We start from the raw sequence: 13,202 nt of genomic DNA on the forward strand, positions 1-13,202 counted from the left end.
GGTAACGGCCACCTAGGGTTCCGCCCTGACGGCGGGTCACTTTGGAAAAGCCCCAAAGTAACCAAAGGGCTCTTGCCCCACCACTCGGCACCTCGCTTGGGCTCGGTGTGCCCGTAATCCGCCAGTGATTTGGGGGGCCGCCGCCACGCGCCATCCATGGCGCGGGGCGGCTAAACCGGCATCCCTGCCGGTTTACCCCCCAAATCCCTGTCGAATTCCGGCCAGCGTGGTTTAACGGGGCGCCTGAGATCAAGATCACAAGCAGAGCAAGATCAAGAGCGGCTCGCTTCGCATCGTGGTTACCGTCCGTTGTTACAGCCCACAAAGTTGTGTAGATACCTATGCTGCGATGGCATCGACTCGGTTCGCCTGAACTACCAAGGTATTTGCATCAATACCACTGTAGGAGCGAGCTTGCTCGCGAAAAACCTCAACGATAACGCGCGCCTCCTGAATAGACGCCGCGCCTGTGAGTTTTTCGCGAGCAAGCTCGCTCCTACAGAGAGCGATCTACCGTCGTCTTGGCAATCTCCAACAAATGCCACACCGCCAGAATCTTCGCCCACCCCAGGCTATCCAACAGCTCGCCGAAATCGAGCGCCGTTGCCGAAGCGCTGTCGAGCAAGCTGGCGGTGTAGAGCAAGGCATCTTCAAAACTCAGGTCGTCGTTGACGTTGTGGAAACCCTGGCTGGGTAGGTAATGGTCGATGCCGCGGTTAAAGGCGGCACGGTCGTTTGCGGGATCGAGGGGTGGATTGGGTAGGACTTTATTCATTGTGTAATTCGACATGGTTAGGTGCGGACCATTTGTCGGATTTATCAATCCTTGTTATTGGGGCTTTGCGCGATTTCCTACGCAGAACTCACCAGAAATGTTTGTTGAGTCTAGAGGTTGATGATTTCTAAGCTGTTATTTTGTGAAAGAATAATTGGGTCTGTGAAAGTTGATTTATTCACTTTTCCTTTTGGAGGTTATTGGTTTTCTGATTTTAATGAGTGAAATTTCCTAATCGGTTGTGTCTTGATTCCTACAGTAGAAAATTATTTTTGTTGCATCTTTCTCTTTGTCTACTAAATTATGGATGTTACTTCAGTCTGCATTTCTTTGTTTTCGTTTCGCTTGGATGAAATGGTATCGTTTTCATGAGGTGAGCTATGCGTATTTATCTATTATCTCTGCCTTTCTTACTGGCTAAACTTTTGATCAAAGAACAGTTAAAGGAACCGGTTGCGCTTCTGTGGATCGTGATATCCCCAGTAGTAACGTTCTACTTGATAACGTATGCCAAGTACTCTGGCGAAGAGCGGGTTCGTGACTACGCATCTGCCACTTCATGGTTTTACGCTTTCATCTCTTCAAGCGTGGCACTTTTTGGTTTGGCGTTTTATATAGTGGGGCGAAGAGAGAGTGGCTTTTTGCGTTCTTTTGTGTATACAAAACGTACCAAGATCACCTTTCTCGCTGGGCAGGTTTTAGCGTACTCATTTATGTCGGTGATTTATTGCTCGGTGTTTTATGTGCTGACGCGGGGCTATTTTGGTTTGATGGTCCTAGAAGAGTGGTTGGTTATTGTTGGTCGTTTCTATATGTGTTTTTTGCTTTTCTCTACGCCATCCTTATTGCTGACGCTGGTGCCCATAGGGTTTCAAAATACTAATACTCTTTTCTCCATATTATCAGTCTCTATGTTGGCGCTGGGTATCGGTAGCCTTAGCACCTCGTATTCACTATTTAACGTAATCGATCTTTTTAATCCGATGGGGTGGGCCAATCGCCTGATGTTGGTGGGGGTGACCGGGTCCGCTATGTTGGTAGCGTCGATTTTAGGAATGATCATTGTCACAGGGTGGTTTGTGTTCCGATTTTTACTCATCAACCCCGTTTGGAGTCGGTACTGATGAAACGGCTAATCGTGGATGCACTGGACGTTAGGTACGGTCAGCATATTTTATTCAAGAGTGCCTCATTGGAAGTCGAGGCCGGCACAATGACAGGTTTGTTGGGGCCTAATGGTTCCGGAAAAACTACGTTTTTTGACGTAATCTGTGGCCTGAAGAAATTGAATGGCGGTGAAGTGCAACATTCATTTTCCAAGCTACTTTACCTGTCACAGATCATCGCAACGCCTCCCGTATTTCGAATGTTCGATGTCTTTAACATGATGATGCTTTTTTGCTCCGATACGCGCGTTACCCAGCGGCACGCCTTGGAAAAAATTGGAAAGTGGAGCCCTGGTATCGCTGAACGCTATTGCGAAATCTGGAAGAAGAAATCATCCCTTTGCAGCTATGGCGAAAAGCGTTGGTTTTTCACCTTGTCGTTATTGTCCGTTAACGCTGACCTTGTGATTTTGGATGAGCCCACTGCGGGGGTTGACCCGGAATTTCGGTATCACATTTGGCGGTGTCTGGAGGGCGCGGCGGCGGAAGGTGTGGCGATACTCGTGTCGTCGCATAACATTGACGAGATCGTCACTCACTGCGATGACTTTTACATGCTAAGCCAACAACGCTTTAATCGGTTTTCCAATGCCGAGGGATTTTTGAGCAGGTACGGCGGCAGTACTTTGGATGAGGCATTTATTCACGCGGCGAGTCTGCCCAGAACTTGAGATGCTGGTAGCTGTGTCTGAACGCTTGCGGGATGGGAACGGGTTTCTCCGCGATATTGATTCGATTGATGCCCTGCGAACCCATGTGGGAACTGGCTTGCCCTCGATGGCATCGACTCGGTTCGCCTGAACTACCAAGGTATTTGCATCAATACCACTGTAGGAGCGAGCTTGCTCGCGAAAAACTCACAGGCGCGGCGTTTATTCAGGAGGCGCGCGTTATCGTTGAGGTTTTTCGCGAGCAAGCTCGCTCCTACAAAATGGGGCTAAGCCCGCTTTTACATTTTAAGTTGTTGGCTTCAAAGGCTTCACGCACTCAATAGAGCGATCTACCGTCGTCTTGGCAATCTCCAACAAATGCCACACCGCCAGAATCTTCGCCCGCCCTGGGTTATCCAGCAGCTCGCCACAATCGAGCGCCGTTGCCGAAGCGCTGTCGAGCAAGCTGGCGGTGTAGAGCAAAGCATCTTCAAAACTCAGGTCGTCGTTGACGTTGTGGAAACCCTGGCTTGGCAGGTAATGGTCGATGGCGCGGTTAAAGGCGGCACGGTCTTTTGCAGGATCGAGGGGTGGATCGGGTAGGACTTTATTCATGGTGTAGCTCCGCGTTGGATTAGGAGACGACACCCGTCGCGACTAAACGAGGGTGGCGGCTGTACGCAGGTTAGTCGACCGGCCCAACACGAAACATCCGGCGCACCCGAAGGTGCCCTACGCACAGCCACCATAAAACTCATGGAGACCATGCCGTGTTGGAAGATACGAGCGACTAAACCCGATCACTGATGAGCAGTGACAGACCGCAGACTAGCCACCGATTCCAACCGGCACAAGGCGGCGGGGATTGTCTCGGAAACGTCCTGCAATTTAAAGGGATACGGCTTGCTGGCCCTTTACAAACCATGACAAAAGGCCAGCAAACACAGTGCCTCAGCGCCTCCCCGGAACAAACGCCACACTCCCACCCTCACGCGCCTTGAACAACCGCTCCCCATTATCCGGCTGGGTCGTCACCACCTGATGATCCTCCCCCAGAAACGCCAACGGTGTCGGCTCTTCCTTGGAATACTGCGCGACGATTATCGTGCGTTGCGGATCAAAGCCCTGGCCGCTGGTTTTTTCCAGCCAGGCCATGAACGCGGCGCTGTTGCCTTGGCGCGGGAAGTCCTGGGCTGCGCTGACGTAGTAGAAGGGCTTGCCGTGGTTTTGCAGGTACATGGGCAGTTTGTTGTCGACCTCCACCAGCACCACTTGCCATTGGTTCCAGGGCGCACTTTTCTCAGCCTGGGCTTGCAGGTCGGTGGCGAAGCGGGTGACGCCGCCGTTGCCGTTGGTCCAGGGGTAGATCACGCCCAGCACCAGCAAGAGCAGGCCTGCGCTGAGGCCAAAGCCTGTTTGCCAGCGCGGCCAGCTCGAAGGTTTTTTGTGCAGGCGTTCACTCAGCCACCAGGCGCCGAGCAGTTGGGCAAAGGGCACCAGTGGCAACACGTAGTAGCTGCGGCGGCTGCCGCTGGCGGTGAAGAATATAAACAACAGGCCCAGGCCCCACACCAGCCAGCGTACGTTGGGCGGCGCCTTGCGCCAGTTGCGCACGGCCAGCCACAGGCCGAGTAACCAGCAGGGTGCCCAGGGCAGGGTGTAGGCCGGCAGGTAGATCAGGTAGGTGTAGATCGGCCCCATATGGTCGAAGGGGTCGAAGAAGCGCACCACGTTTTCCCGGAACACCAACTCCAGGCCGCTCTCGCCGTAAGTGGGGGCGCCGTAGCGATGGGACAGCACAAAGGGGATCGCATACACGATGCCTGCGATGAGCAAGGCCAGCGCCAGGCGCAGGTTGAGGTGGCGTTTGTAGCGGTGTTCGCTGAGCAGGTGTGGCAACAGCACCAGGCCCGGCAGCACCACACCGATCAAACCCTTGAACAGCGAGGTGGCGGCCAGCAACAGGAAAAACACCGTATAGCGCCCCAGCCGCGTGTCATCCGGCCCGCGCCAATACCACCACACCGCTGCCAGCACGCCGCACACGGTGAGGACATCGGCGGTGGCCACGCGGGCCCAGAACAGGAAGTAGAACGTGGTGGCGAGCATCCACCCGGCGATCAGCCCGGTGCCTTTGCGAAACAGGCGTTCACCGATCAGGTACACCAGCCAGATGCTCAACCACGCGGCAAGCACCGATGACAGGCGCAGCGACCAGGGGCCGAGGCCGCCCAGCAGGTGGGCAAATCCGGTGATCAGCCAATAGGAGGGCAGGGGTTTGTCGTAATACGGCGTGCCTTTGAGATACGGGTCGAAGTAATCACCGCTTTGCAGCATCTGCAAGGCGATATTCGCCCAGCGCGTTTCCGGCCCCCACAGGTCGCGGCTGCCCAGGCCCAGCAAGAGCAGCAAGGCCGAGGTGCCCAGCAGTAACACCAGGGCGCCGCGTTCGGTTTTCCAGAAACTCATGGGATGTTCCCTGTGGCAGGCACTGCATTCAAGGGTGTTGGGGGTAAATCGTCAGCACCAGGTCGCCCTTGCGATAACGTTTTCCACCGGGAGGCAATTGCCCTTCTTCGCGGTGTTCGCTGGTGCTCTTGACCTGCATCAGCACGCCAACCGAGCCCTGCTGGCGGGCCTCGGCCAACCAGGCCTGGACGCTGTCCGGCGTGACTTTGCGCTGTGCCGCGTCTTGGTAGTTCAAGCCATAGCGCAGCTCGCCCTGGGTGTTATAAAACACCACGTCGGGCCGGCGCAGGCGCCAGGTCAAGGCCGATGCCAGGCCCAGGTCATTGCTCAGCAAAGCACGGACAGGTTGCAGTTCGTCCAGATGCTCCTGCACGAATTGGTCGGGCATTTCGTTATCTTCGATCAGGGCCGGCATGCCCGCCGGTAGCAGGGCAACCAGCAAGCCAATGCCCAGGGCGGGCATCGCCCACAACGTCAACGGGCGCACCGCTTGCAGCAGGTTGGCGAGGATCCAGCCCAGCAGCACGATAAACGTCAGCGACAGGTTGAACATCTCTGCGTGGCTATTGCCGTACAGCGGGCGGGTGATTTGCAGGTAAATCAGCGCCACCATGGCCGTCATGCCGAGCACGAAATTGAGCGCGCCGTTGATGACCAGTGGGCGCGCCTTGCCTTGCTTGATCAGGTCGATCAAGCCGTGGCCCATCAACAACGCCAGGGGCAACAGGCACGGCATGATGTAGGTCGGCAACTTGCCTTTGCTCAGGCTGAAAAAGCCCAGGGGCAGTAGCAACCACAGGGCGAGATAGGCAATCGCCGGTTGGCGCTTCTCCTGCCAGGTCTTGAGCAGGGTGCCAGGTAACAAGGCCGCCCACGGCAGGCACGCCACCACCATGATCGGCAGGAAGAACCACACCGGCCGTGCATGCTGTGCATCGTCGGCGGCAAAGCGGCGGATGTGCTCATGCCAGAAAAAGAAATGCCAGTAATCCGGTTCGCGCAAGTGGATGGCCAGGGCCCAGGGCAGGCATACGAGCACGGCGACCAGCACCGCCAACGGCCCGTAGCGCATCAACTCACCGACGCGCCGCTGCCACACCAGGTAGGGCACGGCGATCAAGACCGGCAGCAGCCAGGCCAGGAAGCCCTTGGTCATGAACCCCATGGCGCAGGCCACGCCCAACACTGCCCAGGCACCCAGGCGTTCGTGTTGCGTGCGGCAGTCTAGGGCAAACCATAACGCCACCAGGCTCAGGTTCACCCACAGGGTGAATTGCGGGTCGAGGTTGGCATACCCGGCTTGCCCGGCCACCAGGCCAAAACTCAGGTAGAGCAGGGCGCAGGCAAAGCTCTTGCGTGGGTCATTCCACACGTGCCGGGCGAGCAGGTAGGCCAGCACCACGCTCAGGACTGTGCTCAGGACCGAGGCGATGCGCACACCGAACAGGTTTTCACCGAACACCGCCTGGCCGAGGGCGATGAGCCAATAGCCGGCGGCGGGCTTCTCGAAATAACGCACGCCCATGAAGTGCGGCGCCACCCAGTTGCCGCTCATCAGCATTTCCTGGCTGACCTGGGCGTAGCGGGTTTCGTCTGGCGTCCATAAACCGTGAAAGCCCAGGGGCAACAAGATGAACACGGCAACGCCCAGCAATAGCCAGGCCAGAGGGTTTACGCGGCGCATGCGCACATCGCTCCATAACGTTCAAGTACGGGCAATGGCGGTATTAACTTAATAGGGTGAAGCATCGTAAGGGTCACTAAGTAGTTGTAGGAAAACATAACTAATAGGCGCGACTAAACATGCCAGAACAGGGCTGTCGTTTTGCTGAACACGTTGTGGCTTAATATGTAAACAAGTGTAATTAAAGTTGTTTGAGTGCGGCGGTCCACTCTTCGCTGTTCATGGTGCCCATGGCCTTGAAGGTGCCGTTGGGCAGCACCTTGACGAACAGTGCGCTGCCGTACTCGGCGGCGGCTGCGTGGGGGAAGCCCAGGCTGGTCTGGAAGTCGCTCATGCAGGCGCTGTGGGTGATCAGCATCAGGTTGCGTCCCGGCTGTTTGTGGCCGAGGATTTCATCGCCCATGGCGTCGCCGCAGATGGCCAGCGGGCCGGGGGACAGCTCGGTCTTGCCGAACATGAACAGTGACGTCTGGGCGGTTCGCGTGGTGGGGCTGCTGAGCACGTCGGTCAGAGCCATGCCCAATGAATCAAAGGCTTTGCCCAGTTCAACGGCGCGTTCAGTGCCGTTGATGGTCAGGCCATCGGTAGGGCCGAAGCAGGGGTTGGCCGAGCGGTCGCAGCGCTCCTCATGGCGCACCAGCACCACCAGCTCACCCTCACGCCAACTGGCGAGCACCCCGGAGGTCACCAGGCGATTGCCCACGCCCAGGTCCAGGGGCGAGCTGGGCCAGAATAAAAAAACCGTCAACAACAAGGCGGTAACGCTGATGCCAAGCAGGTGCAGGCGGTATTTTCTCAGGCGTTTTAACCTTGACCTTTTGGGTTGGGGATTGGCCAGGATCATGTCTGCCACGCGGTTCATCCTCGGCACTGTTTATTGTGTTTATAAAAAGGCTGCACGATTGGGCAGTTGCCCTTGGTGAGGCAGGAGACTGTCACAGCACCGCTGTCTTTTTGCTGAACACGTGCATGTTAAGAGTGTCACTTGGATTAACTAATAAGTTGTGAGTCACCACGAGTTGGCGGGCACTTTAAAGTTCGGTGGATGGGCAGACGGTGAAATCCATGTGAAAAATTTGCGTAGGCACGAGCGTCAGCCGTTATTCTCATTGCTGGTCCTTCAGATGAGCGTTCTTATGTTGCAGGTGCAAGGTGTTGTTAAAAACTACGCGACCCCGCAAGGCCCGCTGACCGTTCTGGCTGGCGTCGACCTGCACCTGGGTGAACGCAGCAGCCTGGCGCTGATGGGCGAATCGGGCAGTGGCAAAAGCACCTTGCTGCACCTGGTGGCTGGGTTGGACCGAGTGGACGCCGGCAGCATCCGCATCGGCGAGCAGCGCCTTGACCAACTCAACGAAGGGCAACTGGCCCATTGGCGCCGTACGCAAATCGGCTTGGTCTTCCAACAGTTCAACCTGATCGGCAGCTTGCGCGTGGAAGACAACCTGGCGTTCCAGGCGCGGCTGGCGGGGCGTTTTGATCCGCACTGGCAAGCGCAATTGGTGGAGCGCCTGGGGCTGGGCGACTTGCTGCGGCGTTACCCCGAACAACTCTCCGGTGGCCAGCAGCAACGGGTTGCCGTGGGGCGGGCGCTGGCCTCGCGACCGGGTTTGTTGCTGGCTGACGAACCCACCGGCAACCTCGACGAAGCCACCAGCGATGAAGTGCTGCAACTGTTGTTGGACCTGCTGCGTGACAGCCCCACCAGCCTGTTGATGGTCACCCACAGCCCGCGCCTGGCCGCACGGCTTGACCGGCAAGTGGTGCTGCACCGTGGCCGTGTCGTGCCGATGGACGCTCGCTGAGATGGCACTGTTTTACTGGACGCTGCGCGCGTTGCTGAGCCACTGGCGGCGCCATCCGGTGCAGTTTTTCAGCGTGCTCACCGGCCTGTGGCTGGCCACCGCGCTCCTCACCGGCGTGCAGGCCCTCAACAGCCAGGCGCGGGACAGCTACGCACGCGCCAGCCAATTGATCGGTGGCGAACCCCAAGCCAGCCTGGTTGCGCCGGACGCCGCCAGTTTCCCCCAGGCACTGTTTGCCGAGCTGCGCCGCGCCGGCTGGCCGGTCTCCCCGGTGGTGCAGGGCCGGGTTGAGCTTCAAGGCCACGAGCAGCAGCGCCTGCAATTGATGGGCATTGACCCGGTGTCGTTGCCCGGCAGTGGCAGCGTGGCGGGGCAACGCTTGAGCCAGGCGCAGATGCTGGCGTTTTTCGAGCCGCCGGGGCGTACCTGGGTCGCTGCGCAAACGTTAGAGACGCTGGGGTTGCAGGCGGGCGAGCAGCCGCTGACGTCCACCGGGCAACGCCTGCCACCGTTGCAGGTACAGGCCGATATGGCCCCCGGCCTGCTGTTGACCGATATCAGTTTTGCCCAACCCCTGCTCAACATGCCCGGGCGCCTGTCGCGCTTACTGGTGGACAACACGTTCGCCGCCCGCCACCCCACGCCACCCGCCGCGTTGCAACTCAAGCAGGGCGAGGACAGCAACCTGTCACGCCTGACCGAAAGCTTTCACCTGAACCTGGATGCGGTGGGGTTTTTATCCTTTGTGGTGGGGCTGTTTATCGTGCATGCGGCCATCGGCCTGGCCCTGGAACAGCGCCGTGGCCTGCTGCGAACCTTGCGCGCCTGTGGAGTCAGCGCACGCATGTTGATCCTGAGCCTGGGCCTCGAATTGGGCGCTTTGGCTGTGTTGAGCGGTGTGCTCGGTATCGCCAGCGGTTACTTGCTGGCCAGCCTGTTACTGCCGGATGTCGCCGCCAGTTTGCGCGGCCTGTACGGCGCCGAAGTTGCCGGCCAATTGAATTTGAGCCCCTGGTGGTGGCTGGCCGGCCTGGGCGTGAGCCTGCTGGGCGCTTTGCTCGCCGGGGCCAGCAGCCTGTGGCGCGCGGCGCGTTTGCCGTTACTGGCACTGGCCAACGCCCAGGCCTGGCATCAAGCCCATGGGCGCTGGCTACGGCGCCAGGGCTGGGTGGCATCCGCCGCCTTGCTGATCGCGTTGCTGGCACTGTGGCTGGGCGATAGCCTGGCCGCCGGGTTTGTGCTGATGGCGGCCTTGCTGTTGGGCGCGGCGTTGGCGTTACCGGTGCTGCTCAACGGGTTATTGAAAGCGGTGCTGGGGCGCAGTCGCTCGGTGCTGGGCCAGTGGTTCCTGGCCGATTGCCGCCAACAACTGCCGGCCTTGAGCCTGGCGCTGATGGCGTTGCTGTTGGCCCTGGCGGCGAATATCGGTGCCGGTTCCATGACCTCGGGCTTTCGCCAGACCTTCACCCATTGGCTGGAGCAACGCCTCACCGCCGAGCTGTACCTCAACCCGCAAAATCCCCAGCAGGCCGAGCAACTCAATGCATGGTTGACCCGCCAGCCCTTGGTGCAGGCCGTATTGCCCGCCTGGCAGGTGTCGGTGCAACTGCAAGGCTGGCCCGCGGAGGTGTTCGGCGTGGTCGACAACCCCACTTATCGTCAACACTGGCCGCTGCTGGAGGCGGCGGACGCGCCCTGGGACCGCTTGCTGCAAGACGACAGCCTGATGCTCAGCGAACAACTGGCGCGACGCCTGAAGGTGCAACTGGGCGATACGGTTTCCATCCCCACCCCACAGGGCAGCTGGGCGCCGAAGATCGTCGGCATCTACGCCGACTACGGCAACCCCAAGGGCCACCTGCTGGTCAATGCCCAGCACCTGTTGGCGCATTGGCCGACGCTCTCACCGGCACGCTTCAACCTGCGGGTGGCCCCCGCCGACGTGCCGCCGCTGATCCGTGAAGTGCAGCGTGAGTTCGCCCTGGAAGACAGCCGCATCGTCGATCAACAGCAACTCAAGGGCTGGTCCAGCCAGGTCTTCGAACGCACCTTCGCCGCCACTGCGGCGTTGAACAGCCTGACCCTTGGCGTCGCTGGGGTGGCGTTGTTCATCAGCCTGCTGACCCAGAGCCAAAGCCGCCTCGGCCAGCTCGCGCCGTTGTGGGCGCTGGGCGTGACGCGCCGACAGTTGATGCTGCTCAACCTCGGCCAGACCTGGCTGCTGGCGGTACTCACGTTGATCCTGGCGTTGCCGCTGGGGCTGTTGCTGGCGTGGTGCCTGGATGCGGTGATCAACGTGCAGGCCTTCGGCTGGCGCCTGCCGCTGCAGGTCTTCCCCGGCCAGCTTGCGCAATTACTGGGGCTGGCGATGCTCGCGACCTTGCTCGCGTCGGCCTGGCCGTTATGGCAGTTGTACCGCAGCCGCCCGGCGGATTTGTTGAGGACGTTCGCCCATGAAGATTAAGGCAGTGGCGTGCATCGCCTGGTTACTGTTGAGCGGGTGCGACCAGGCGCCCGCACCCGAGGACAGTTTCGCCGGGCTGGGCAGCGATGCGGCGGACTTTGCCCAGGTGGTGCCCGGCAAAGTCTTCAGCTTTCCCGAGGACCACGGGCCCCATGACGGCTTTCGTATCGAATGGTGGTACGTCACCGCCAACCTCAAGGATGCCCAAGGCAATGTCTTCGGCGTGCAATGGACGCTGTTTCGCAACGCATTGAAGGCCGGCTCCGTCCAACCGGGCTGGCGCGATTCAACCGTGTGGCTCGGCCACGCCGCCGTCACCTCGGCCACCCGCCACTACGCCGCCGAACGCCTGGCTCGGGGTGGCGTCGGCCAGGCTGGGGCTCAGGCGGAGCCATTCAACGCCTGGATCGACGACTGGACCTTCGCCACCTACCCCGGCGCCGCCAGCCCCCTGGCCGACATGCAACTCAAGGCCAGCGGCGCGCAATTTGCCTACGACCTGCACCTCACCTCCAGCCGTCCATTGGTGCTGCAAGGCGATGGCGGCTACAGCCGCAAATCCGACCAGGGCCAGGCGTCGTACTACTACAGCCAACCGTTTTTCACCGCCAGCGGCAGCGTCAGCCTCGACGGCCACACCTACCAGGTCAGCGGCCCAGCCTGGCTCGACCGCGAATGGAGCAGCCAACCCCTGGCCGCCAGCCAGACCGGCTGGGACTGGTTCTCCCTGCACCTGGACCGCGGCGCGCAACTGATGCTGTTTCGCGTGCGTGAGAAAGACAGCGACGGTTACCTCACCGGCACCTGGATCGACGCCCAGGGCCACACCCAGACCTTGCACAACAGCGATATCCAACTCACACCGCTGACCACCACGGCCATCGACGGGCGCAACATTCCCACACGCTGGTCGCTGAAAATTCCCGGTAAACAGCTGGATATCACCACCGAAGCCGTCAACCCCAAGGCATGGATGGACCTGGGTATTCCGTACTGGGAAGGGCCAGTGCGGTTTGAGGGTGGGGTGGGGTATTTGGAGATGACGGGGTATTAGGGGCGCTTTCTGTAGGCGTTCATCTTTTACTGTGTAGGCAACTTCCCAAACGTACTTTTTGACCCCCGCCTGCTTGTGTCCGGGCTGTAGGCGCTTGCTTATATTTCGATGCCATCTCTCTCGGTATCGGAACCCAGGACATGGCGTACGGCTACATCAATCAACAGGCTACACCCTACTCATTTTTGAAATCACAGCTATGGCACGCAGGCTTGTTGCCGGGCCCAGATCATTTTGATGTGCTGAATAAACACCTGCGCCAAGGAATGGTGAGGCCGGGTGAGTTGGTGATCGTTCCAGAGATGTCCAGTGCCTATTGCTCAATCGAAGAGGCCTGGTTGATGCGCCACGCTGAAGAGATTAGTCGCCAACTGGACCAGAGCGTGCCGCTCGATAGAGCAGGAAACGCAAATTACGATTTGGCGCAGAGCATTCTGGGGTATGGCTCGATAGGCATCGGCAGTGCGACGTCGGCTTGGAGCCGGCACCTGCAGGCGGTTGCACAGACTTTGATGGAAATCGAGCAACTGCATCGCCAATTGAAGGACGGTGGTTTGGACAAAGAGTCGTTTATACGACAGCGTCAAAGGATGTTTGGCGTTTTGGATATGCAACTGCAAGGGGCTGCACGATTTGGCTCGGGGTTGCGTGGCAATCAACCGCTGAAGGGAGCGCTCGGGATCTCGACCAAAAGCTATCTACATCAAGGCGAAATTGTGGGGTATGCGCAGCGAGTTCAAACGATTACGCAGATGTCGAAATGGTTAAAGCAAGGAACATATCTGGGGTTGGCGTTGGATGTAGGCGTGGCGGGTTTGGAAATCAAGGAGGCGTGTGTGGTGGGAAGGGAGACGCAATGCAACAGAGCGAAGTATGTGGAGACTGGGAGGTTGGTGGGGGGTGTGGCAGGGGCGGCTGGCGCAGGGGTAATCGGGGCTGAATTAACACGCCGGGCATGCCACATTTTCCTGGGTGTCGCCACGAGAGGATCCGGTGCTCTGACCTGCGGAATAATTGGAGGGGCGACGGCAGGGTATATAGGCGGTAAGAAGGGCGGGGATGGCGGGGCGTTTCTCGGCGGAAAAATTGTAGAGCACAACGGTGATTTGATATTCCAGCCAGAGGGGGCTTAAGC

General features: G+C 59.1%; 11 protein-coding genes. 6 read left to right on the forward strand and 5 right to left on the reverse strand.

Features of this window, described 5'->3' with window-relative positions:
* Positions 1-496: 496 nt before the first annotated feature.
* Complete coding sequence (locus MF6394_RS29980; protein WP_078468137.1) at positions 497-775, reverse strand: hypothetical protein; 279 nt, start codon at positions 773-775, stop codon at positions 497-499.
* Positions 776-1,155: 380 nt separating this feature from the next.
* On the opposite strand from MF6394_RS29980, the gene MF6394_RS29985 reads away from it, so the two are divergent.
* Positions 1,156-1,899, forward strand: a complete 744-nt coding sequence (locus MF6394_RS29985; protein ID WP_078468120.1) for an ABC transporter permease — start codon at positions 1,156-1,158, stop codon at positions 1,897-1,899.
* Positions 1,899-2,612, forward strand: a complete 714-nt coding sequence (locus MF6394_RS29990) for an AAA family ATPase (RefSeq protein WP_078468121.1) — start codon at positions 1,899-1,901, stop codon at positions 2,610-2,612. Before MF6394_RS29985 ends, MF6394_RS29990 begins: the two co-directional genes overlap by 1 nt.
* Positions 2,613-2,897: 285 nt before the next feature.
* On the opposite strand, the gene MF6394_RS29995 is transcribed toward MF6394_RS29990, so the two are convergent.
* The 4 genes from MF6394_RS29995 to MF6394_RS30010 form a co-directional block, all read right to left on the reverse strand.
* Entirely contained in the window at positions 2,898-3,206 is a 309-nt protein-coding gene (locus MF6394_RS29995; RefSeq protein WP_014719058.1) for a DUF6124 family protein, read from the reverse strand.
* A gap of 336 nt (positions 3,207-3,542) precedes the next feature.
* Positions 3,543-5,060 carry an ArnT family glycosyltransferase gene (locus MF6394_RS30000; protein WP_078468122.1) on the reverse strand — a complete coding sequence of 506 codons (1,518 nt, stop codon included), beginning with the start codon at positions 5,058-5,060 and terminating at the stop codon, positions 3,543-3,545.
* 28 nt (positions 5,061-5,088) lie between these two features.
* Entirely contained in the window at positions 5,089-6,744 is a 1,656-nt protein-coding gene (gene arnT / locus MF6394_RS30005; protein ID WP_078468123.1) for a lipid IV(A) 4-amino-4-deoxy-L-arabinosyltransferase, read from the reverse strand.
* A gap of 181 nt (positions 6,745-6,925) precedes the next feature.
* On the reverse strand, positions 6,926-7,606 hold the full coding sequence (locus MF6394_RS30010) for a histidine phosphatase family protein (RefSeq protein WP_078468124.1): 681 nt from the start codon (positions 7,604-7,606) through the stop codon (positions 6,926-6,928).
* Positions 7,607-7,880: 274 nt separating this feature from the next.
* Here MF6394_RS30010 and MF6394_RS30015 point away from each other — a divergent pair, with 274 nt between their 5' ends.
* From MF6394_RS30015 to MF6394_RS30030, 4 genes are all read left to right on the forward strand, one after another.
* The gene (locus MF6394_RS30015) at positions 7,881-8,549 is read left to right on the forward strand and encodes an ABC transporter ATP-binding protein (protein ID WP_020301318.1); all 669 of its coding nucleotides are present in this window, start codon (positions 7,881-7,883) and stop codon (positions 8,547-8,549) included.
* A gap of 1 nt (position 8,550) precedes the next feature.
* Complete coding sequence (locus MF6394_RS30020) at positions 8,551-11,013, forward strand: ABC transporter permease (RefSeq protein WP_078468125.1); 2,463 nt, start codon at positions 8,551-8,553, stop codon at positions 11,011-11,013.
* A complete protein-coding gene (locus tag MF6394_RS30025; RefSeq protein WP_078468126.1) occupies positions 11,003-12,067 on the forward strand; it encodes a lipocalin-like domain-containing protein in 1,065 nt (354 codons plus the stop codon). Before MF6394_RS30020 ends, MF6394_RS30025 begins: the two co-directional genes overlap by 11 nt.
* A 140-nt stretch (positions 12,068-12,207) precedes the next feature.
* A complete protein-coding gene (locus MF6394_RS30030; RefSeq protein WP_078468127.1) occupies positions 12,208-13,200 on the forward strand; it encodes a hypothetical protein in 993 nt (330 codons plus the stop codon).
* The last annotated feature ends 2 nt before the right edge of the window (positions 13,201-13,202 follow it).

This window comes from Pseudomonas sp. MF6394 (assembly GCF_002018845.1).
GTDB lineage: Bacteria > Pseudomonadota > Gammaproteobacteria > Pseudomonadales > Pseudomonadaceae > Aquipseudomonas > Aquipseudomonas lactis.

What these genes read in the sequence shown, in the direction of transcription:
- MF6394_RS30030 (WP_078468127.1), top strand. Translation starts at nt 12,208, where the DNA reads ATGGCGTACGGCTACATCAATCAACAGGCTACACCCTACTCATTTTTG.
- MF6394_RS30015 (WP_020301318.1), top strand. Translation starts at nt 7,881, where the DNA reads ATGTTGCAGGTGCAAGGTGTTGTTAAAAACTACGCGACCCCGCAAGGC.
- arnT (WP_078468123.1), bottom strand. Translation starts at nt 6,744, where the DNA reads ATGCGCCGCGTAAACCCTCTGGCCTGGCTATTGCTGGGCGTTGCCGTG.
- MF6394_RS29990 (WP_078468121.1), top strand. Translation starts at nt 1,899, where the DNA reads ATGAAACGGCTAATCGTGGATGCACTGGACGTTAGGTACGGTCAGCAT.
- MF6394_RS30000 (WP_078468122.1), bottom strand. Translation starts at nt 5,060, where the DNA reads ATGAGTTTCTGGAAAACCGAACGCGGCGCCCTGGTGTTACTGCTGGGC.
- MF6394_RS29995 (WP_014719058.1), bottom strand. Translation starts at nt 3,206, where the DNA reads ATGAATAAAGTCCTACCCGATCCACCCCTCGATCCTGCAAAAGACCGT.
- MF6394_RS30020 (WP_078468125.1), top strand. Translation starts at nt 8,551, where the DNA reads ATGGCACTGTTTTACTGGACGCTGCGCGCGTTGCTGAGCCACTGGCGG.
- MF6394_RS29985 (WP_078468120.1), top strand. Translation starts at nt 1,156, where the DNA reads ATGCGTATTTATCTATTATCTCTGCCTTTCTTACTGGCTAAACTTTTG.
- MF6394_RS29980 (WP_078468137.1), bottom strand. Translation starts at nt 775, where the DNA reads ATGAATAAAGTCCTACCCAATCCACCCCTCGATCCCGCAAACGACCGT.
- MF6394_RS30010 (WP_078468124.1), bottom strand. Translation starts at nt 7,606, where the DNA reads ATGAACCGCGTGGCAGACATGATCCTGGCCAATCCCCAACCCAAAAGG.
- MF6394_RS30025 (WP_078468126.1), top strand. Translation starts at nt 11,003, where the DNA reads ATGAAGATTAAGGCAGTGGCGTGCATCGCCTGGTTACTGTTGAGCGGG.